We start from the raw sequence: 20217 nt of genomic DNA, 5'->3' as shown, positions 1-20217 counted from the left end.
GAGATGCTCGTACCCCTCGCGGACGCGACGGTCGACACCTGCGGCGGCAAGGCGGGCACGCTCGGCGCGCTCATCCGCGCCGGCCTGCCGGTGCCGCCCGGCGTCGTCGTGCCCCGCGCGGCCTACCGTGCCGCCACCCGCGACCTCGACCTCGCGCGGCTCGCCGCCGGGCAGGGCTTCGCCGCCGCCCGGCGGGCCGTGGCGGCCACGCCGATGCCGCCCCGCCTCCCCGACCTGCTGGCCCACGCACTCGCCACCCTCGGCCACCCGCCGGTGGCGGTGCGGTCGTCGGCCACGAACGAGGACACGGCGACGGCATCCGCGGCCGGCCGGCACGACAGCTTCCTCGCCGTGCGCGGTGCGCCGGCCGTGACGGACGCCGTACGCGCCTGCTGGGCGTCACTGTGGTCGCCGCGCGCCGCCGCCTACCGGTCCACCGACGACACCGCCGCCCCGGAGATGGCGGTGATCGTCCAGCGGCACCTGGACGCGGGGGCGTCGGGTGTCATGTTCACCCCCGATCCCGCGCACCCCGGCCCGACCGTGATCGAGGCGTCGTGGGGGCTCGGCCCGAGCATCGTCGAAGGCCGCGTCACACCGGACACGTACCGGGTGGACGCGCGGGACACCGTCGCCCGATCCGTCGCCGACAAGCGGACCCGCCTCGACCGGCACGAGGGCCGGGTCGCCGTACGCGAGGTCCCGGCCGGCGCCCGGAACCGGCCGGTCCTCGACGACGCGGCCGCCGTACGGCTCGCCCGCCTCGGCCGTACCGTGGCCGCGCTGCTCGGCGGCGCGCAGGACATCGAGTGGGCGGCCGTCGGGGACCGGATCTGGCTGCTCCAGGCGCGCCCGGTGACCGCCACGCCACCTCCCGCGCCACCGGCCGCCCCGGCACCGACCGGCTCGCTGGCCGGCACGCCCGGCAGCCGGGGTACGGCCACCGGCCCGGCCCGGATCGTCCGCGGGCCAGGCGACTTCGGGCGGGTACGCCCCGGCGACATCCTCGTCTGCCGTTTCACCGACCCGGCCTGGACACCCCTGCTCCGGATCGTGGCCGCCGTCGTGACCGAGACCGGCGGGGCACTGTCCCACGCGGCGATCGTCGCCCGCGAACAGGGCATCCCCGCCGTGCTCGGGGTGCCCGGAGCGATGGACCGGCTGCCGGACGGGGCGACCGTCACCGTCGACGGGGCCACCGGCACCGTACGGCCGTGACCGCCCCGGCGGGACCGCATCCGGGGGAACCCCGGGGCCCATTCCCGGGTTTCCTCCGATGGCCGTCCGGCACGCCGGCTGTGACGATCGGACCCGTGGTGAAACGCTGGCGTCAACTAACCGTCTGGCTGCACACCCTGACCTCGGTCGGCTGGATGGCGCAGGCCATGACCCTGTGCGTGCTGCTCGCGGTCGGTCTCGCGGCGGACGACGTCGCGGTCCGCGACGCCGCGACGTCCATGGCGCACCGGATCGACGGCCGGCTGCTCGCCCCGATGGCCGGGGTGTCGGCCTGCACCGGCATCGTCCTCGCGGCCGCCACCCCCTGGGGTTTCTTCGTCCACTGGTGGGTGCTGACCAAGTTCACCATCAGCATGGTCCAGGTGTATCTCGGCATCTTCGTGCTGTCACCGGCGCTGACGACCTCGCTCACCGCCGGTCCCACGCCGGCGCTGGTCGTCGGGACCGCGCTGATGGCCGGCGCGATCGCGTTCCAGGGCTGGCTGTCGGTGCGCAAACCATGGGGCACGGTCCGCGGCGGCCGCCGGCCCGGCGCGTCGACCGGGCCGGCGTGGATCTTCGTCGCCACCGTCCTGGGTGGACTCGCCGAGTTGACGGTCGCCCTCGTCCTCGGGCACCCGCTCCCGCTGCCGTCCATCATCCTGATCATCGTGGTCCTGTCGTGCCGGCGGCGCTGGGCGGGCTCCCGGCGGGCGAGGCCGGCGCCGGCGTGAGCCGGGCGGCCCGCCCGCGCTGCCGACCGTCGGCCACCGGTCGGCGCCGGGTGACCGGCGGAGCAGGTCAGCGCCGGGTCACCGGCCGAGCAGGTCGGCGACGTCGCGGCGTACGGAGGCGAGCGCCGGATGGAAGGCGTCACCCGGGCACTCGGTGGCACCGGCGCCGAGTGCCGCCCAGTCGCGGTGCCCGGAGATCACGTCGGTCACGCCGGCGAGGTTGTTGACCGGATTGACGTACCGGGTACGGCCGGCGGCGTCCAGTTCGCAGACGTACGACAGCAGGGCCAGCACCTTCACCAGCGAGTCGCGGGCCGCCGGGGTGGGCTGCCGGGCGGTGAAGCGGCCCAGCAGTGCCACGCCGACGTTGCCGGCGTTGAACTGCCCGACGTGCGCCCCGTTGGACATCTGCGGCCTGCCGTCGGGGGACGGGTCCGGGCCGAAGACGGGCAGCCCGTCGGCGCCGGACACCCGCCCCTCGTAGACCCGGCCGGCCTCGTCGACCAGCAGGTGGTAGCCGACGTCGCCGTACCCGTCGGAGACCGTGTCGGTGTGGTAGATCGCGCGGACGGTCGCGGCCGGATCGGGGTCGTCGTTGTGCTCGTACACCCCGGTGTGGTGCACCGTCAGCGTCTGCACCGGATAGTAGGCCGGCACCCACAGTTCGTTGCCCCCGGCGTCGAAGCGCAGCGACTCGTCGGCACCCCACGCCGCCCGCGACAGGTACGCCGGCACCAGGCAGTCCCGCCGCCGGCCCCGCGCTCCCCGGCCCCGGCGGCCCGTCTCCGGCGGCATCCGGTCGGTCGCGGCGGCAGCGACCGGCCCGGCCGGCCCGTCGACCGTGTTCAGTTCGGTGACGGTCGCCGGGCTGCCGTCGCTGGTCTGCATCTCGTATCCGGTGACGTCGGGTGCGACGAGCAGCCCGCGCCGTACCGCGGTCGGCGACCGGTCGTCGTGGCCCGCCGCGCACGAGTCGAGCGGCAGCCAGTCGCCCCAGCCGGACCGGTCCCGCAGGCGGACCGCGGCCGCCGCCGTCGTGGCGACCGACAGGTGGGTCAGGGTGAACTCCGCCGCGTCCGTACGTGTCCGGCTCGCGATTCCCGTGCGCTTTCGCGCGAGCGTACGGGGGATGCGCCGTGGTCGCGCGGCCGGCTCGGCCGCGCGGGCACCCGTGCCGGCCATACCGACCAACGCGGTGGCCCCCAGACCGGTCGCGCCGGCCAGAAGAGAACGTCGTGACAACACCGTGCCGAACCTCCCCGATAGTTCCCGCCGAACGGCCGTCCATCCAGGACGGACGCTCGCCTCACAGGTTGTGCGGTGGCGATACTGATCGGACCGGGCGTACCGCATGACGCACGCCCGCTGTACCCGGAGCCCGTGGCCGCGAATCAGGATGTTCGCCGCCGATGCGGCGATTTCTTCTGTGGACTCACGCTACCAGCGGCTCGCGTCGCGTTGGGTAGCATCGCCGGGCGCATCCGACGTGATCGTGACCGGGCGGCATGCCTTCGCGCCGCACGGGTATGTCGGTCGATATCGGCGCGGGCGCGACGGCCGGGACCGGCCGGGCGCGATGGGGAGGAGCTTGAGCATGTCGGTGAACAGATGGCTCGCTGGTGCGGGGCTGATGGTGCTGGCCGCGGCGGCGGGGGGCTGTGGCGCGGGTACGACCCCGGACGCCTCGGGTACGCCGGCCCCGACCTCCACCGCCGCCGCTCCGGCGGAGACCTCCACGTCACCGTCCACGCCGGCGGCGACCGCCACCCCGGCCGTCCTGTCCGGCACCCGTCAGGTCACGATCGTGCGGGTCGACGCGTTCGAGTCGGGTGTGTCGCTGAGCGACGAGGGACGCCTGACCGAGGCCGTCGGCGACAGCGGACGGCAGTTGTTCGTGCCGACCCCGCTGGACGGCGGGCTGTACCTGATCAAGGCGTACTACGGCAGCAGCCACGGTTCCGGGCCGGGTGAGGCGGTCTGCTGGCAGGTACGCAACCCGCGCAACACCCAGCCGCTCTCGGTCGAGGGAGCCGCCTGCGAGCAGGACGAGCCGGGCCAGCAGTTCGAGATCACCACCACCGGTGGTGGTGACACGCCGACGTTCCAGATCAGCAACCGTGGGGCGCTCCTGCGGGGCTCGGCGCAGCACGGCCTGATCCTGGAGGAGTTGGGTGACGCGCCACCGGCGGACGGCTTCCGGCTGGTCGACAACGGGCCCGCGCCCGCCGGTGGGTGACCGGCCGGCACGACCCCGGACCGGTCCGGGCGCCGACCGCCGTACGTGACTCCCGCCCGCCCCTGGCCCGAAGCCGCCCACCCGTAGGAAGCTTGCGGCGGCGACCGGCTACGGTCGCGACGCCGGGACGGGAGGGAGCGGCGGATGCGGGTCGACCAGTTGTGGCGGTATCCGGTGAAGTCGGTGGGCGGTGAACCACTGACCGTGGTCGGCGTCGGCGCGTCCGGGATCGACGGTGACCGGCGCATCGCCGTCCGCGACGAGCGGGACGAGGTCACCTGGGCGGGGGCGCTGCCGGCACTCATGCGGGTGCGGGCGGTCACCGTCGGGTCGGGCGTGGCCGAACTGATCCTGCCCGACGGCGAACGGTTCCGTTCCGACGCGCCGGACGCCGGCGGCCGGCTCAGTACCGCGGTCGGCGCCGACGTCACCCTGGTCGAGCACGGGCCGCACCGGCCCGAGGGCGCCCTGCACGTGATGACCACGACCACGCTGCGCACCCTCGCCTCGGCGCTGCCGGACAGCGCGGTCGACGTCTCCCGGTTCCGGCCCAACCTGGTGCTGGACGAGGTGCCGGACGACGGCGCGACCGGTTACCCCGAACACGGGTGGATCGGTCGCGTGATGGCGATCGGGACGCTGCGCCTGCGCTTCACCGAGCCGTGCGACCGGTGTGTGATGATCACCAAGGAGACGCCGACCGTTCCGCACGACCGTGCCGTCCTGCGCTGGGTCGCCCGTGAGCTGGGCAACGCCCTCGGCGTGTACGCGGCGGTCGAGGCGCCCGGCCAGGTCGGTGTCGGGGACCGCGCCCGCTGGCTCGACTGATCCACGAGCGCCGACGGAGTGCGGCTGCCGCCGGGGACGCGCCTAAGCTCTCGCGTATGGCGAAGTACTTCGACGTGCACCCCGACGACCCGCAGCCCCGCACGATGGGCCAGGTCGCCGACCTCGTACGCCGCGACGGGCTGATCGCCTACCCGACGGACTCCTGCTTCGCCCTCGGCTGCCGGCTGGGCAACAAGGACGGCATGGACCGGATCAGGGAGATCCGCCGTCTCGACAGCGGCCACCACCTCACCCTGGTCTGCCGCGACTTCGCGCAGCTCGGCCAGTTCGTGCACCTCGGCAACGCGGTGTTCCGCGCGGTGAAGGCGGCCACCCCCGGCAGCTACACGTTCATCCTGCCGGCCACGAAGGAGGTGCCGCGCCGGCTGCTGCACCCCCGCAAGAAGACCGTCGGCGTACGGATTCCCGCGCACCCGGTCGTCCAGGCACTCCTCGACGAACTCGGCGAGCCGCTGCTGTCGAGCACCCTCGTCCTGCCCGGCGACGACGAGCCGATGACCCAGGGCTGGGAGATCAAGGAACGCCTCGACCACGCGATCGACGCCGTCGTCGACTCCGGCGACTGCGGCACCGTACCGACCACCGTGGTCGACTTCTCCGACGGCGAACCCGAGATCGTCCGGGTCGGCGCGGGCGACCCGGCCCGGTTCGCCCAGTGACGCGGTCCGGAGCGGGCCGCGTCCGGTCGGGGACGGCTCGGCGGCGGCCGTAGGCCGGTCGACCCGGTAGCGTCGATGTGACGGGCGTCACAGGCGAGGGAGAACCGGGGCGGGGGTGCGCGTCGTCTTGCCTGATGTGAGACGAAGCTTGGCGGAAGTCGACGAGGGTGAGCTGCTGCGCCGCATCGCGCGTCGCGACCGGCGTGCCTTCGACGAGTTGTACCGGCGCACCTCGCCCTGGCTGACCGTACGGCTCCGGCGGCGCTGCGCCGACCCGGACGTGGTCGCCGATGTGCTCCAGGAGACCTACCTGGCGGTGTGGCGGTCGGCCGGCAGCCAGGCACACGCGTCGGCCGGGGGCAGCGCGCTGGGCTGGCTGTGGACGATCGCCGCCCACCGGCTCGTCGACGCGTTCCGCCACCGGGCCCGGCAGCAGCGCGTGCCCACGGTGCCGACCTTCGAGACCGTGGCGCCGGCCGCCGAGGAGGAGGCGCTCGCCGGCGGAATCGACGCCGACCTGGAACAGGCCCTGCTGGCGTTGCCGCCGGAACTGCGTCAGGTGCTGCGCGCGATGGTCCTCGACGGCCTGACCACCCGCGAGACCTCGCTGCTGCTCGGCATGCCGGAAGGGACCGTGAAGACCCGCGCGCGGCGGGCCCGGATCGCACTGCGGAGGGCGCTGTCATGACCACCCACCCGACACCCGCCCTGATCTCCCGCTACGCCGCGGGCGCCGACGGCGTCGACGACGCGACCGTGTGGGCGGTCGAGGCACACCTGGAGTCCTGCGCCGCCTGCCGGGCACTGCTGACCGGGGCCGTCGACCCGGGCACCCGCGACCTGCTGGACCGGGTCGCCGACGGTATCGCGGCCGGGATCACCGCCGGACCGGCCCCGGCACCCCGCCGGCGGCTGCGCCGCACCGGCGTCGCCGTACGGGTGCTGCCCTGGCTGGCCGTGGCGGCCGGGCTGGTGCTGGCCGCGGTCCTCTTCGAGCTGACCTTCCACAGCCTGCCGTCGCTGGTGCTGCTGGTCGCGCCGGTGGCGCCGCTGCTGCCGGTGGCGGCGGCGTGGAGTCGTCGTACCGATCCCGCCTGGGAGCTGCTGGCGACCGTGCCACGCGCCGGGTTGTGGCTGTTGCTGCGCCGTACGCTGGCGGTCCTCGCGGCGGTCGTCCCGATCCTGGCGGTGGCGGGCTGGTGGACCGGGCACTCGCCGGCCCTGTGGTTGCTGCCCTGTCTGGCCTTCACCGCCGGCAGCCTGGCCCTCGGCGGCCTGGTGCGGGTCGACCGGGCCGCGCTAGCCCTGGTGGCCCTCTGGTCCGGGGCGGTGGTGATCCCGAGTCTGGCCGGCGACCGGCTGCCGGCCGTCCTGTCGGCCGGCAGCTGGCCCGGATGGGTCGCGGTCACCGTGGTGCTGGTGGCCGTGGTGGCCTTCCGGGCCGCCGACCACCGCCGGCTGGGTGCCGGACAGATCTGATCCGCCCACGCGCCACGACACCGGGCCGGGGCCGGCCGAACCGACGACACACCGGTGGCAAGTCGTGCCACCCGACGAACGGAGAACACATGATGCGCGCCGTCAGCGCGGCAGAGATCGCACCGACCACCCACGCGTGGGCGGTGCACGCCGAGAAGTTGGTCGTCCGGGCCGGGCGGCACCTGGCGGTCAACGGGCTGGACCTGGCGCTCGACACCGGCGTCCACGGGCTGCTCGGCCCCAACGGCGCCGGCAAGACGACGCTGATGCGGGCCCTGGCGACGGTGGTCAAACCCGCCGGTGGGCGGCTGAGCGTGCTCGGCGTCGACGTCACCGGCCGGGGCGACCTGCGCCGGATGCGGCGCGGCCTGGGCTACCTGCCGCAGCACTTCGGGTTCTACCCGCGGTTCACCGTGCGGGAGTTCGTCGAGTACATGGCCTGGCTCAAGGAGATGCCGAAGAGCGACATCCCCGGCGCGGTGCAGCGGGCCATCGACCGGGTCGGCCTCACCGACCGCGCCGACTCGCGGATGAAGACACTGTCGGGCGGCATGCTGCGCCGGGCCGGTATCGCCCAGGCGATCGTCAACGACCCGCGGGTGCTGCTGCTCGACGAACCCACCGTCGGCCTCGACCCCGAGCAGCGTCTCGACTTCCGCGAGCTGCTGCGCGACATCGGGTCGGACAGCTGCGTCCTGGTCTCGACCCACCTGGTCGAGGACGTCGCGGCGGCCTGCACCGACGTGGTGCTGGTCAACGCGGGACGGCTGGTGTGGCAGGGCACCACGGCGGAGCTGGCCGGCCGGGGCGGCGCCGACGCCGCCGGGGACAGCGCCACCGAACGCGGCTACTCGGCGCTGCTGCGCGCCCACCGCGGGCAGGTGTCGGCGTGATGGGACGCGTACTCCGGATCGAACTGCGCCGCTCGGCCGCGGTTGGCGTGGCGCTGCTCGCGCTCGTGATCGGCGCCGGGCTGCTGGTGTCGTACACCGAGGGCTTCTCGGGCCGCTGGATGCAACTGGCGGTGTCCGGCCGGGGAATGTTGCTGGCGTTGTGGCCACTGGCCCTCGCCGGTGGCGCGTGGCTCGGGCGGCGGGACGCCCGTAGCCGGGTCGGCGAGCTGTTCGCCAGCACCGGGCGGCCACGGTGGCAGCGGGTCCTGCCGACCGCCGCCGCGCTCGCGGTCGCGCTGGTGGCCGCGTACACCCTGATATTCGTCGTCGGGACGGTCTGGGTGGTGCCGACGGCCGGCTACTTCCCGGCCGCCTCGGTCGCCGTCACCGCGGTCGGGGCCCTGTCGCTGGTCGCCGCCGGCTGGGTGGGCATGGCCGTCGGTCGGGCCGTACCCAGGCTGGTGACCGCGCCGGCCCTCGCCGTGGCCGGGGTCGCCGTGGCCGGGCTGCTGCCGGACTGGATGACCGTCAACGCGGTCGTGGCGGACCGGCCCGCACCGGCGGCGCTGCTGCTCAGCCCGGTCTACGCCAGCGGCCTGGACGACTTCCAGACGGTCACGGCGCGGGTCAACCTGACCCAGACGCTGTGGCTGGCCGCCCTCGCCGCGACCGGGCTGCTCCTGCTGGGTGCGGCCCGCCGCCGCGGCGTCGCCCTGGCCGTGCTCCCGGCGGTGCTCGGCGGCGCGGTGGCGCTGCCGCTGATGCCCACCGGCGGCTACCGGGCCTACGATCCGGGCGCGGCCGAACTCGTCTGCGACGACGCCGGCCCACAGGTCTGCGTGGCCCGGGTGCACGCCGCCCTGCTGCCCGACGTCGCCGGCCCGGCCCGGCAGGCGCTGGCGATGATGTCGGCGAAACTGCCCGGGGCACCGACCCGGGCGGTGGAGGACCGGCGGGTCGAGTCCTGGGCGCGGTCGGGCGCGGACCCGGCGCCGGACCCGCGCCCGGCCGACACGCTCGTCTTCGAGGCCCCGGTGATCGGGCCCAGCGGCCGCGCCGACCTGTCCGGCGACTATTTCCTGCCACACCTGCTCGAGGCGGCCTGGCGGCAGGACTGCGGCGACGGGCCCGACGACAGCGACACCCGGTTCGGCCGGGTCGTCGCCACCGCCTGGCTGACCGGCGAACCGCCCGCCCCGCAGGACTGGTGGACCCCCGAGGAGCGGGCCGGCGTGGCCGGCGCCTACCAGGCGCTGGTCGGGTTGCCGCCGGCCGAGCAGCAACGGCGGATGGTGGCGGCCCGCGACGACGCGCTCGCCTGCCGGGACGACGGCCTGCGGTCGCTCATGGGCGAGGACGTTCCGTGAGGTGGCTCCGGTTGTACCTGCGCTCCCGCCGGGTCGGCCTCGCCCTGGCCATCTCGACCGCGACGGCCGCGCTGGTGTGGCTTCTGGTGCTGGTCTACTCCGACGCCGGGACCATCGACGCCCGGGGGGTGAGCCTGACCGTGATGCTCGCGGTGGCCGCGTTCGCCGCGACCCTCGGCGGCGCCGACGACGCCCTGGACCACACCGCCTCGATCAACTGGCCGGTCCGGCGGGCCGTACATCTGCTGCTCGCCGCCGCCGCGATCGTCGCACCGCTGCTGCTCACCACGGTCACCGACGTACGGTTCGAGCCGCTGACCGTCGTGTTGCGCAACACCGCGGGTCTGCTCGGCCTCACCGCCCTGGGCGCCGCGCTGCTCGGCGCCGCCCGCTCCTGGATCGCCCCGCTGACCTGGACCCTGATCTCGGTCCTGCCGTTCGTGGGACCCAGCACGAAGCCGGCGACGCAGGTGGCCAGCTGGCTGGTCCAGCCCGCCGGCACCACGGCCGCCACCGCCTGTGCCGCCGTCCTGGCGGTGACCGGACTGGCCGCGTACACAATGTGGGGCTGCCCCCGGCGCCCCGCCGCCGAAACCGCCCCCGACCACTGACCAAACCCGCCGGAACCCCGGTCAGGCGGGGCGGTCCGGGCGGGGGAGCGCGGTGGCGGCCCGGACGCCCCGGCGCGCACCGACCAGGACGAGGACGAGCAGGAGGGTGGTCCCGGCGCCCACCACCACGACCATCTGGACCGGGCTCGCCGTGGCGAGGACCGCCACCGCGGCCGCCACGACACTCCAGCCGCCGGCCTCGGTGACGGACCGCGCGGCGCGGTGCGCGGCGAGCCACGCCTCGTCGCTGGACAGTGTCGAGGCGGTCCGGATGCCGGTGATTTCGTTGCGGCCCAGCCGGCCGGAGGCGGTGGCCCGCGCGGCCCAGATGATCACCGCGCCGGAGACCGTCATCACGACCGCCACGATCACCTTCGCGACAAGCAGCTCGTCCATACCCGACCCCCTCATCCCCGCAGCGTGGCGTCGAGCATGTCGACGAGCTGCTCGGCGGCCCCGGCCGTGTCGTAGTCCGGGTCGGTGAGCTGTTCGGCGACGATCGCGTCGATCCCGCCGCCGACGACGATGGCGATGGTGCGTACGTCGAGTGCGCGCCGCGTGCCGATGGCGTCGCGGGCCGTGTCGATCAGGTCGGCCAGTGGGCGCCACCGGCTGGCGGGCTCGTGGTCGCCCGCGGTGTGCGTCATCGCCTCGATGATCATCCGGGTGTGCCGGGGGTGCGTCCGCAGATGCCCGATCATGGCGCGGATGTAGGCGGCCGGCGCCCCGGCGGGATCGGCGGCCTCGACCGCGGCGGCCGTGTGGCCGGTCAGGGCCGACAGGACGTGCTCGTGCGCCGCCCGCACCAGGGCGTCCTTGGAGCTGAAGTGGTAGAGGACGGCGGCCTTGGTGATGCTGGCCCGCTCGGCGATGCCGGACAGCGAGGTGCCGCCGTAGCCGTGGTCGGCCACGAGTTCGATCGTCACCTCGACGAGTTGTCCCCGGCGGGCGCGTTCGGTGAGCGTCGGTTTCCGCGCGGTCGGGTCTGCCCGTTTTGCCATGCCGCCGATTCTACCGTACGGTCAAATTACCTACCGATCGGTTAGTGGCGGCTGGAAGGGGTGACGGTATGGATGGGCAGACCGAGGTCGTGAGCGGCGAGACGGCGCGTCGCCCGCGTCGCGGGCGATGGTGGCTCATCGCGCTCGCCACGTCCGTCGTCGTGGTCGCCACCGGCATCGTGTTCGCGCTACGCACCCCGTCGCCGGTGGGGCACTGGGACAGCGCGGCGGGACGCGACCGCTTCGTCCGGGCGTACGCGGCGGCCTTCGCCGACCTCCCCGTGCCGCAGCGGACCATCGACGTGCGTACGGACTTCGGCGTCGTACGCGTCTACCGCTTCGCCGGCAGCGGCGACGCCTCGGCGCCGCTGGTTCTCCTGCCGGGCCGGGCCTCCGCCTCGCCGGTGTGGGCCGACAACCTGCCGTCGCTGCTGCGCGTCGGCGACGTCTACACGGTGGACCTGCTCGGCGAACCCGGGATGAGCGTGCAGGACCGGCCGATCGGCGACGACGGCGACCAGGCGCGGTGGCTGCACCAGACCCTCGACGGGCTCCCGGAGGACCGCTTCCACCTCGTCGGACTGTCCATCGGCGGCTGGACCGCCGTCAACCTCGCCGTCCGCCAACCGGAACTGATCGCCACCCTGACCGTGATCGACCCGGTCTACGTCTTCGCCGACATGCCGATCGGCACGATCCTGCGGTCGCTGCCGGCCGCGCTGCCCTGGCTGCCGAAGTCGTGGCGGGACGGCTTCAACTCGTGGACCGCCGGCGGCGCACCGGTCGAGGACGTGCCCGTCGCGGACATGATCGAAGCCGGCATGCGGCACTACACGCTCCGCCTGCCCCAACCCACCCGGATCGGGCCGGACGCGCTCGCCGGGCTCGACATGCCCGTCCTGGCGGTCATCGCCGGGAACTCCGTCATGCACGACGGCCACGCCGCCGCCGCCACGGCCGAGCGGGTCCTGCCCGACGGCACCGTACGCCTCTACCCGGGCGCCTCCCACGCCCTCAACGGCGAACACCCCGACGAGATCGCCGCCGACATCGCCGGATTCCTGCGCCAGGCCCGCTGACCCGTACGGCGCCCGTCCCGCGAAGTGCCGCGCGTCACACCGGCCCGATGTCACGGGCGCCGGGCGGTCCGCATCTCGTGTGCGTCGGTGACACGCGGAGGAGGCGGACGATGAGCACACGGCACGAAGCCGGTACGGCGGGACCACACCACGTTCTGATCCTGGGCGCGGGATACGCGGGCATGGCCGCGGCGATCCAGCTCGCGGCCCGGGGCAAGCGACGCGAGGATGTGCGGGTGACCCTGGTGAACGCGAACGAGCTGTTCACCGAGCGCCTACGCCTGCACATGACGGGGACCGGGCAGCCGGTGGCGCGGCTGAGCATCCCACGACTGCTGGAGGGTACGGGCGCGCGGTTCGTGCGCGGCTGGGTGACCGCGGTCGACGCCGACGAAAGGACGGTGCGGATCGACGACGACCGGGTCCTGCGCTACGACACCCTCGTGTACGGCCTGGGCGGTGTCGCCGACACGGTGGCGGTGCCCGGTGCCGAGGACCACGCGTACACGCTGGACAGCGTGCACGACGCCGAGTCGCTGGCCGAGCGCCTGGGACGGCTCGGCAGCGGCACGGTGGTGGTCGCCGGCAGCGGGCTGACCGGTGTCGAGTCGGCCGCGGAGATCGCCGAGCGGCATCCGGAACTGCGCGTCGTGCTGCTGGGACGGCACGCCCCCGGCGCCGCCATGAACCCCAGGGCCGGGGCGTACCTGCGGTCCGCCCTCGACCGGCTGGGCGTCGAGGTGCGCGGCGGCGTCGAGGTGGCGAAGGTGCTGCCGGACGCGGTCGAGTTGGCCGGCGGGGAACGCGTCGCCGCCGTCGCGGTGCTGTGGACGAGCGGCACGCGGGCGGCGCCGCTGGCGGCCGCCGGCGGGCTGACCGTCGACGAGCGCGGCCGCGTCGTCACCGACGCCACGCTGCGGTCGGTGTCCCACCCCGACGTGTACGCGGTCGGCGACGCCGCCGCGATCCGCCAGCGCTACGGCGTTATGCACGGCACCTGCCAGGGCGGTATGCCGACCGGTGTGCACGCCGCCGTGTCGATCGTCCGCACGCTGCGGGGCGGGCAGCCCCGGCCGTTCCGGTTCGGCTACTACCACACGCCGGTGAGCCTGGGCCGCGACGACGCCGTGGTGCAGTTCACCCGCCCCGACGGCAGCCCCCGGCGGTGGTGCCTGACCGGCCGCCTGGCGGCCCGATACAAGGAGACCGTCACGGCCTCGCCCTGGCCGACCTACGCCCGGATGAGGAAGGCGCCCGCCTCGGGGGCGTTCTGGCCCCGCGGCGGCCGCTTCACCCGGGAGGCGCCGTGACCCACCCGCCCGCGAATCCCGACCAGCAGGTCTTCGACGAGCACCGCAACCTGTTGTTCTCGGTGGCCTACCGCATCCTCGGCGGCGCCGCCGACGCCGAGGACGCCGTCCAGGACGCCTGGATCAGGTGGTCCGCGGCCAGCCGGGCCCAGGTGGCCGACCCGAAGGCGTACCTGGCCCGGATCGTGTCGAACCTGGCCCTGGAACGGCTGCGGTCGGCCCGGCACCGGCGGGAGACGTACGTCGGGCCGTGGCTTCCCGAACCCATCCTGACCGGCGGCGACACTGCCGTCGTCGACGCCGAGTCGGTGTCGACGGCGATGCTGGTGGTGCTGGAGACACTGAGCCCGCTGGAGCGCGCGGTGTTCGTGCTCAGAGAGGTCTTCGGCTTCAGCCACGCCGAGATCGCGCGGGCGGTGGAGCGTTCGGAGGCCGCCGTACGGCAGGCCGCCCACCGCGCCCGCGAGCACGTGCGGGCCCGGCGCCCGCGTTTCACCGTGGACCGCTCCCGGCAGCGCGCGGTCACCGAGCGGTTCCTCGCCGCGGCGACCGGTGGTGACATCAACGCGCTCATGGAGCTGCTGTCCCCGGACGTCACGCTGTGGACCGACGGCGGCGGCAGGGTCCGCCAGGCGATGCGCCCGGTCGTGGGCGCGCCCACCGTGGCCGCCTGGTTTGCCGTCATCGGGACCGTCACCTACGCCGGCGTCGAGCCGGCCGACATGCGCGCCACGGTGGTCGCGATCAACGGCGGGCCCGGCCTGGTGTTCAGCGGACCGGACCGGGTGATCGCCACCGTCACCTTCGACCTCGACGCCGACGGCCGGATCACCGCCATCCACAACGTCGCCAACCCCGACAAGCTGCGGGCCGTCGCCGGGGGCACCGCGTACGACGTCGGCACCCGGTGACCGCCACCCCCCGCTCGGCGCCCCAGGGTGATCAGGCAGAGTCGTCCTCGCACAGCGGCAGGAGGGCAGACGTAATGATCACGGCCGAGTACACGATCCCAGGAATCCACGTCACCGACCACGAGGTCGAGGTCCCGCTGGACTGGTCGGCCCCGGACAGCGGCGGCACCATCCGGGTCTTCGCCCGCGAACTCGTCGACCCGGTCCGGCGCCGCGACGACCTGCCCCGGCTGCTGTTCCTGCAGGGCGGCCCCGGCGGCAAGAGCCCGCGCCCGACCGCCGTCGACGGCTGGATCGGCGAGGCGCTCAAGAGCCACCGGGTCGTGCTGCTCGACCAGCGGGGAACCGGCCGCAGTTCGCGCATCGACGGCCGGGTGCTCGCCGCCCGGGGCGACGCCTCCGCCCAGGCGGACCACCTCACCCGCTTCCGCGCCGACTCGATCGTCCGCGACGCCGAGCACCTGCGTCGCACCGTCTTCGGCGGGGGACGCTGGTCGACGCTCGGGCAGAGCTACGGCGGCTTCCTGACGCTGACCTACCTCTCGCTCGCACCGGAAGGGCTCGACGCCTGCTACGTGACCGGCGGCCTGCCGAGCGTGTGGCCGGACGCCGCCGAGGTCTACCGGCGTACGTATCCCCGCGTCGAGGCCAAGAACCGCGAGTTCTACGCCCGCTACCCGCACCACGTCGACACCGTCGCGCGTATCGCGGACCGGCTCGCCGCCGGCGACGTCGTACTGCCGTCCGGCGACCCGCTCACCGTCCGCCGCTTCCAGAACCTCGGCCTCGACTTCGGCATGAAGCCCGGCTACGAGCGCATGCACTGGCTGCTCGACGAGGCGTTCGCCACCGGCGACGACGAGCCGAGCGACACGTTCCTCGCCCAGGTGGAGGCCCGCACCGGGTACACCGACAACCCGCTGTTCATCGCGCTGCAGGAGACCCTCTACGGCGCGCCGGGCAGCGGAGCGACGGCGTGGGCGGCACAGGCGGAACGGGACCGCCTGCCCCGGTTCGCCGAGGACGCCCGGCCGCTGCTGTTCACCGGCGAGATGGTCTACCCGTGGATGTTCGAGGAGATCCGTACCCTGCGGCCGTTCCGGGCGGCGGTCGAACTCCTCGCCGCGCGCGAGGACTGGAGCCCGTTGTACGACCTCGACCGGCTCGCGGCCAACGAGGTCCCCGTCGCCGCGGCGGTCTACTTCGACGACATGTACGTCGACGCCAACCTGCAACTCGCGACGGCGGCCCACGTCGCCGGCACCCGGGTCTGGGTGACCAACGAGTACGAGCACGACGGCATCGGCTCCGGCCGGGTCCTGTCCCGCCTGCTGGAGATGGTCGCCGAGTTCGGCGGACCCCGTACCGGCGACGGGGCCGCTACCGGGCGTCGCTGAGCGGCACCGCCGCCGGCCGCCCGGCGCGGGACCGGACCGGGACCGACCGGCCGGCGGCCACCGAGGTCAGCATCGACTCCAGCACGTCCAGGACGTGATAGGCGAACGTACCGCCGGCCCGGGGCTCCTGCCCGGGCGCGGTGCCGGCGAGGTCGGCCAGGCCGATGCCACGCCCGGCGCCGCGGTAGCCCGCCGACTCGGCAACGGGCCGCCAGTCCGGGTCGTGCGGGCCACGGACCCGCACGTCGCCGTCGAACCGGTTGGGGTCGGGCACGACCAGGGAGCCGAGTTCGCCGTGCACCTCGACGTGGGCGGCCCTCGTCGCGACGGCGTCGAAGCTCATCACCAGGGTGGACAGCACCCCACCGGCATGGGTCAGGACGCCGGTGACGTGGGAGTCGACCGCGACCGGGATCCGTTCACCCCGGCGGGGGCCGCTGTCGATGACGCGTACGTCGCGGGTCCGGCTGCCGGCGGCGACGACCGCGGTGACCGGGCCGAGCAGGGTGACCAGGCAGCTGACGTAGTAGGGGCCCATGTCCAGCAGTGGGCCGCCACCCGCCTGGTAGTAGAAGTCCGGGTCGGGATGCCAGCGTTCGTGGCCGGCGGTCACCATGGTCGCGGTGGCGGCGACCGGTGTCCCGATCAGCCCGTCGTCGATGGCCCGGCGCGCGGTCTGGGTGCCGGTGCCGAGCACGGTGTCGGGGGCGCAGCCGACCCGTACGCCGGCCGACACGGCCGCGGACAGCACCTCGCGGCCCTGCGCGGTGGTCGCGGCCAGCGGCTTCTCCCCGTACACGTCCTTGCCGGCGGCGATCGCCCGCAGGGCGACGTCCGCGTGGGCGGCCGGCGTGGTCAGGTTGAGGACGATGTCGACGTCGGGGTCGGTCAACAGGTCGTCGACGGGCAGGCCGCGCACCCCGGGCCAGGCCCGGGCCACCTGGTCGGCGCGGGTGCGGTCGAGGTCGGCGACCGCGACCAGGTCCAGCCCGGCGGTCCTCGCCAGCGTGGTCAGATACTGGCCGCTGATGGCGCCACAACCGACCAGGCCGATCCGCGCCGGCGGGGTCAGCGACTCGCCCACAGCATCCCCCGCTCGATGATGGTGCGTACGGACGGATGCCCGAGCACGTCGAGGCTGTGGCCGGGGGTGGCGACGAAGATCCGGCCCCGGCCCCACCGGCGGGTCCACACGGCGGGGGAGGTGACCTCGCGGTGCCACGGGTCGCCCGGCCGGACCTTCTGGGTGGTGGTGGCCAGCACGTCGACGTAGTCGTCGGACAACACCCAGTACTGCTCGGTGACCAGGTCGAAGTCGGCGAGTCCGGCGACGATCGGATGGTCCGCCGCGGCGGGGCGGATGTTGACGGTGTACGGGACGAAGTTGTTCGCCTCGCCCTCGACCGACTCGTGCGGCGGGCGACCGGGGTGGCAGGCGAACTGGCCGCCGATCAGGTGCAGGTAGTCGGAGCTGTCACGGTAGGAGTCGGCGATGCCGCCGTGCCAGCCGGCCAGGCCGGTGCCGGCCGCGACCGCCGAGCGCAGCCCGGCGAGTTGGTCCGCCTCGATCCGGCTCATCGTCACGCACTGCACGACGAGGTCGACGGTGGCCAGGTAGCCGGTGTCGGCGTAGATGGCGGGGGAGTCCTCGATCCGGGTGGTGAAGCCCCGCTCGTGCAGGAACGGCAGGAACAGGTCGGTGGCCTCGACCGGCCGGTGGCCTTCCCATCCGCCCCGGACGACGAGCGCTGAGCGGGTGGTCGTGGAATTCACCGAACTCCCTCCGGATCACGGGCCCTTGCGACGATACCGGACAGCTGATTGTCGGACGTCGATTCCTGTCGGACAATCCGAGGAAGGCGGGCCGCACCCGTCCGACCAACATGGACACGAGGCGTGGGTGCGGCCGACACAGGGAGACAACATGTTGCGTCGCGTCCTCGTCGCCGTGGCACTCGCCGTCGGCGTCACCCTCTTCGTTCCCAGCAGCCCGGCCCACGCCCTCTACCCCTGCCCGGCCAACAACATGTGCCTGCACACCTGGTACGCCGACTCGACGCGTACGGTCTGGCGGGGCAGCTTCAGCGTCAACTGCGAGGGGCGGGAGGCCCGGCTCGGCGTCCAGTCCGGATACCTCGTCTTCAGCGTGCGGCCCTGTGACTGGGCCGCGCCGCCGGTCGACTGATCCACCTGGGCGGTGACCGGCGCGCCGGTCACCGCCCGGACAACCCGGCCCGGTCAGCGGGCCTGACAGCTCGGCGTCGGACCGCTGTTGGTCGCCCCCGCCGAGGCGATGAAGCCGAAGCTCGTGGCCGCACCGGCGGCGAGGCCACCGTTCCAGGCGGCGTTGGTCGCCGTCACGTTCGCGCCGCTGCCGGTCACCGTGGCGCCCCAGGACTGGGTGATCGTCTGCCCGTTGACGTAGGTCCAGGTGACGGTCCAGCCGGTGATCGCCCGGCTGCCGGCCCGTACCGTGACCTCGCCCTGGAACCCGCCCTGCCACTGCCCGGTCACCGCGTACTCGGCCGTGCAGGCGAGCTGCCCGGGCGACGGCGGTGGCGTGGTCGGTGCCGGCGTGGTCGGCGTCGGCGTCGGCGGCACGGTCGGGGTGGGCGTGGGGTTCGGGCCGGTCCCGCCCAGCGCGAGCTGGTCGTCGGTGAACAGTTGGTAGGGCGGGTTGATGTCGGTCTCGCCCGGCCCGCCGTCACAGCGCCGGTCCGGGTTGAAGATCAGATACGTTCCGGAGCTGCAGGCGGTCGCCGGCTCGGCGTCACCGCCGATGACGACGCCGCCGCCGAGGTTGGCACCGCCCTGGACGATCGCGTTGTTCTTGACCACGGCGTTCCCGCCGACGGTGGCGCCGCTGTTGACCCAGGCGAGGTCCTCGATGCGGGCATTGCCGCTGACCGTGCTGTTGCCGTAGACGGCGGCCCGTGGGCCGACGTACGCGGTGGCGGCGACGTTGGCGCGGCTGTCGACCCAGCCGCCGCCGTTGGCGTGCCAGCGGCCGCCGCCGGGTGCGGGCGGGCGGAGGTAGCCGGGTTCGTGGCCGGACGGGGTCGCCCCGGCTACCCGGAACTGGTACGGGTAGCGGTAGTTGCGGGGGTAGCCCTCCAGGAACGCGTACCGGTGGACCGTCGTCGGGGCGCCGGTGACCACCAGCCAGACGTCGCGCTCGCCGGGCTGGGTCTGGAACGTGATCTCGGCGTCGGTGGCGACGGTGAGCGGGCCGTACCGGGGGACGCCGTTGCGGACCGCGACGAGGCCGAAGGTCCACCCGGAGCCGGCGGCCTGGTTGACGTGCCCGCGCAACCGCAGCCGGATCAGTCCGCCGTCCTGCTGCGGCACCAGTCGGATCTTGTTGTAGCCGTAGTCGGACGGCGCCAGCGCGTCCGGGACGCGGTAGTGGCCGGCGGCGGCGTTGACCGCGTCGACCGGCACCCCGTTGTACGCGGTGACGAAGGGGTAGAGCCGGTTGATGAACGGCATGAAGTCGGCCCGGTTGGCGTAGTCCCAGGTGACGTTCCGCTGGGCGTACTCGCCCACTCTGCGGTTGAGTTCGGTCTGGGTGATCCCGGCGATCCGCCGGTAGGTCTCCAGTGGATGTTCGGTGTTGCGGGCCTCGTTCCACAACCGGTTGAACATCGCCAGCCCGTCGCGCTCCTTGATGTACTGCAACAGCATCCAGGCCCCGTAGTGGTGCCGGCTGCTGCTGTAGGCGAGGTTCTCGGTGCGGATGAACCGGGTCAGGTCACCCGCCGCCGTGGCGGGGTAAACCTGCATCGCCATGAACTCGGCGCTGGCCTCCCAGAAGGTGCCGGCGGACTGGTGGGTGAAGCCGTAGCCCGGCCGGCCGAGGAACGTGTAGTTCTGGAAGACGTGCGCGAGTTCGTGGGCCAGTCCCCACGAGCCGGGCTGCGCGGCGCCCGGTGCGATGTTGATGACGCCGACACGGCCGTCGGTCGATCCGCCGGTCGCCCAGGCGTCCAGCGGGGCGTTGGACCAGGTCCGCGTGATGATGACGATGATCTTGTGCTGGGCGAGCAGCCCGGCCTCCGGGGTGAAGCGCATGTCGTTGACGTAGAAGGAGTACAGCCGCTCGAGCTGGTCGAGGATGTTGGCCGGGTCGAACCGGTACTCGCCGGGGGCGGTGCGCGGATCGGTGCCGGACCGGTCGCCCCACAGCAGGATGAAGTTCGCCGACTCCCGGGTCCGCTGCTGGACCCACGGCACCTCGCCGGTCTGCGTCCACCGGGCCGGGATCCACACCGTCTTCGTCGCGGCCGACGCCTGCGGCAGCAGGTTCGGCAGCCCGAGCGGCAGCGTCAGCGCCAGTGCGGCGGCGATCACAAGCAGCAGGCGGTGCCGGGGTCGGCGCCCCGGCCGGGTCACAGCCATCTCGATCCACGCTCCAGTCGGTGGTCGCGGTCCCCGAACTCCCGCCGAGGACAGGAATCGAAGACCATCATTAGT

General features: G+C 74.0%; 21 protein-coding genes. 15 read left to right on the top strand and 6 right to left on the bottom strand.

The features are described from left to right. Positions 1-3: 3 nt before the first annotated feature. Together AB0M79_RS14055 and AB0M79_RS14050 are read left to right on the top strand one after the other, a co-directional pair. Positions 4-1218, top strand: coding sequence for a PEP/pyruvate-binding domain-containing protein (locus AB0M79_RS14055; RefSeq protein WP_364212445.1), 1215 nt, complete (start codon positions 4-6; stop codon positions 1216-1218). A 95-nt stretch (positions 1219-1313) separates the two neighbouring features. Continuing rightward, positions 1314-1952 carry a hypothetical protein gene (locus AB0M79_RS14050; protein WP_364212442.1) on the top strand — a complete coding sequence of 213 codons (639 nt, stop codon included), beginning with the start codon at positions 1314-1316 and terminating at the stop codon, positions 1950-1952. A gap of 78 nt (positions 1953-2030) precedes the next feature. On the opposite strand, the gene AB0M79_RS14045 is transcribed toward AB0M79_RS14050, so the two are convergent. Then, on the bottom strand, positions 2031-3197 hold the full coding sequence (locus tag AB0M79_RS14045; protein ID WP_364212439.1) for a peptidoglycan recognition family protein: 1167 nt from the start codon (positions 3195-3197) through the stop codon (positions 2031-2033). A gap of 349 nt (positions 3198-3546) precedes the next feature. Between AB0M79_RS14045 and AB0M79_RS14040 the strand changes: the two genes are divergently transcribed. The 8 genes from AB0M79_RS14040 to AB0M79_RS14005 all read left to right on the top strand — a co-directional run bounded on the left by AB0M79_RS14040 (position 3547) and on the right by AB0M79_RS14005 (position 10046). Then, positions 3547-4188 (top strand): hypothetical protein, encoded by a 642-nt coding sequence (locus tag AB0M79_RS14040; protein WP_364212436.1) that lies wholly within the window; start codon positions 3547-3549, stop codon positions 4186-4188. 144 nt (positions 4189-4332) lie between these two features. Beyond that, positions 4333-5016, top strand: a complete 684-nt coding sequence (locus tag AB0M79_RS14035; RefSeq protein WP_364212433.1) for an MOSC domain-containing protein — start codon at positions 4333-4335, stop codon at positions 5014-5016. Between the two features lie 56 nt (positions 5017-5072). Then, a complete protein-coding gene (locus AB0M79_RS14030; protein ID WP_364212430.1) occupies positions 5073-5696 on the top strand; it encodes an L-threonylcarbamoyladenylate synthase in 624 nt (207 codons plus the stop codon). Between the two features lie 148 nt (positions 5697-5844). Further along, positions 5845-6384 (top strand): RNA polymerase sigma factor, encoded by a 540-nt coding sequence (locus tag AB0M79_RS14025; protein WP_364212427.1) that lies wholly within the window; start codon positions 5845-5847, stop codon positions 6382-6384. Continuing rightward, the gene (locus tag AB0M79_RS14020) at positions 6381-7175 is read left to right on the top strand and encodes a zf-HC2 domain-containing protein (protein ID WP_364212424.1); all 795 of its coding nucleotides are present in this window, start codon (positions 6381-6383) and stop codon (positions 7173-7175) included. The genes AB0M79_RS14025 and AB0M79_RS14020 overlap by 4 nt, the downstream gene beginning before the upstream one ends. An 89-nt stretch (positions 7176-7264) precedes the next feature. Next, positions 7265-8068, top strand: coding sequence for an ABC transporter ATP-binding protein (locus AB0M79_RS14015; protein WP_364212421.1), 804 nt, complete (start codon positions 7265-7267; stop codon positions 8066-8068). Beyond that, positions 8068-9435 (top strand): hypothetical protein, encoded by a 1368-nt coding sequence (locus AB0M79_RS14010; protein WP_364212418.1) that lies wholly within the window; start codon positions 8068-8070, stop codon positions 9433-9435. The genes AB0M79_RS14015 and AB0M79_RS14010 overlap by 1 nt, the downstream gene beginning before the upstream one ends. After that, entirely contained in the window at positions 9432-10046 is a 615-nt protein-coding gene (locus AB0M79_RS14005; protein ID WP_364212415.1) for a hypothetical protein, read from the top strand. Before AB0M79_RS14010 ends, AB0M79_RS14005 begins: the two co-directional genes overlap by 4 nt. Before the next feature lie 21 nt (positions 10047-10067). Here the strand turns inward: AB0M79_RS14005 and AB0M79_RS14000 are convergent, their stop codons facing one another. Both AB0M79_RS14000 and AB0M79_RS13995 read right to left on the bottom strand, forming a co-directional pair. Further along, a complete protein-coding gene (locus AB0M79_RS14000; RefSeq protein WP_364212412.1) occupies positions 10068-10442 on the bottom strand; it encodes an SdpI family protein in 375 nt (124 codons plus the stop codon). 11 nt (positions 10443-10453) lie between these two features. After that, positions 10454-11047 (bottom strand): TetR/AcrR family transcriptional regulator, encoded by a 594-nt coding sequence (locus tag AB0M79_RS13995; RefSeq protein ID WP_364212409.1) that lies wholly within the window; start codon positions 11045-11047, stop codon positions 10454-10456. A 68-nt stretch (positions 11048-11115) separates the two neighbouring features. On the opposite strand from AB0M79_RS13995, the gene AB0M79_RS13990 reads away from it, so the two are divergent. The 4 genes from AB0M79_RS13990 (at position 11116) to AB0M79_RS13975 (ending at position 15744) form a co-directional block, all read left to right on the top strand. Next, on the top strand, positions 11116-12126 hold the full coding sequence (locus tag AB0M79_RS13990; RefSeq protein ID WP_364212406.1) for an alpha/beta hydrolase: 1011 nt from the start codon (positions 11116-11118) through the stop codon (positions 12124-12126). 110 nt (positions 12127-12236) lie between these two features. Then, positions 12237-13436: an FAD-dependent oxidoreductase gene (locus tag AB0M79_RS13985; protein WP_364212403.1), complete on the top strand. Its 1200-nt coding sequence runs from the start codon at positions 12237-12239 to the stop codon at positions 13434-13436. Then, positions 13433-14347, top strand: a complete 915-nt coding sequence (sigJ, locus tag AB0M79_RS13980; RefSeq protein ID WP_364212400.1) for an RNA polymerase sigma factor SigJ — start codon at positions 13433-13435, stop codon at positions 14345-14347. Before AB0M79_RS13985 ends, sigJ begins: the two co-directional genes overlap by 4 nt. Before the next feature lie 74 nt (positions 14348-14421). Continuing rightward, entirely contained in the window at positions 14422-15744 is a 1323-nt protein-coding gene (locus tag AB0M79_RS13975; RefSeq protein WP_364212397.1) for an alpha/beta fold hydrolase, read from the top strand. Here AB0M79_RS13975 and AB0M79_RS13970 read toward each other — a convergent pair. Together AB0M79_RS13970 and AB0M79_RS13965 are read right to left on the bottom strand one after the other, a co-directional pair. Next, positions 15728-16828, bottom strand: a complete 1101-nt coding sequence (locus AB0M79_RS13970; protein ID WP_364212394.1) for a Gfo/Idh/MocA family oxidoreductase — start codon at positions 16826-16828, stop codon at positions 15728-15730. The genes AB0M79_RS13975 and AB0M79_RS13970 overlap by 17 nt on opposite strands. Continuing rightward, a complete protein-coding gene (locus AB0M79_RS13965; RefSeq protein WP_364212391.1) occupies positions 16813-17517 on the bottom strand; it encodes a ThuA domain-containing protein in 705 nt (234 codons plus the stop codon). The genes AB0M79_RS13970 and AB0M79_RS13965 overlap by 16 nt, the downstream gene beginning before the upstream one ends. A 151-nt stretch (positions 17518-17668) precedes the next feature. Here AB0M79_RS13965 and AB0M79_RS13960 point away from each other — a divergent pair, with 151 nt between their 5' ends. After that, positions 17669-17929 (top strand): hypothetical protein, encoded by a 261-nt coding sequence (locus tag AB0M79_RS13960; RefSeq protein ID WP_364212389.1) that lies wholly within the window; start codon positions 17669-17671, stop codon positions 17927-17929. A 53-nt stretch (positions 17930-17982) separates the two neighbouring features. Here AB0M79_RS13960 and AB0M79_RS13955 read toward each other — a convergent pair whose 3' ends face one another. Beyond that, positions 17983-20142 (bottom strand): DUF6055 domain-containing protein, encoded by a 2160-nt coding sequence (locus AB0M79_RS13955; protein ID WP_364212386.1) that lies wholly within the window; start codon positions 20140-20142, stop codon positions 17983-17985. Positions 20143-20217 lie beyond the last annotated feature (75 nt).

Source organism: Polymorphospora sp. NPDC051019 (assembly GCF_040683055.1).
In the GTDB taxonomy this organism is placed as follows: domain Bacteria; phylum Actinomycetota; class Actinomycetes; order Mycobacteriales; family Micromonosporaceae; genus Polymorphospora; species Polymorphospora lycopeni.
This window is presented reverse-complemented; position numbering and strand designations above follow the sequence as displayed.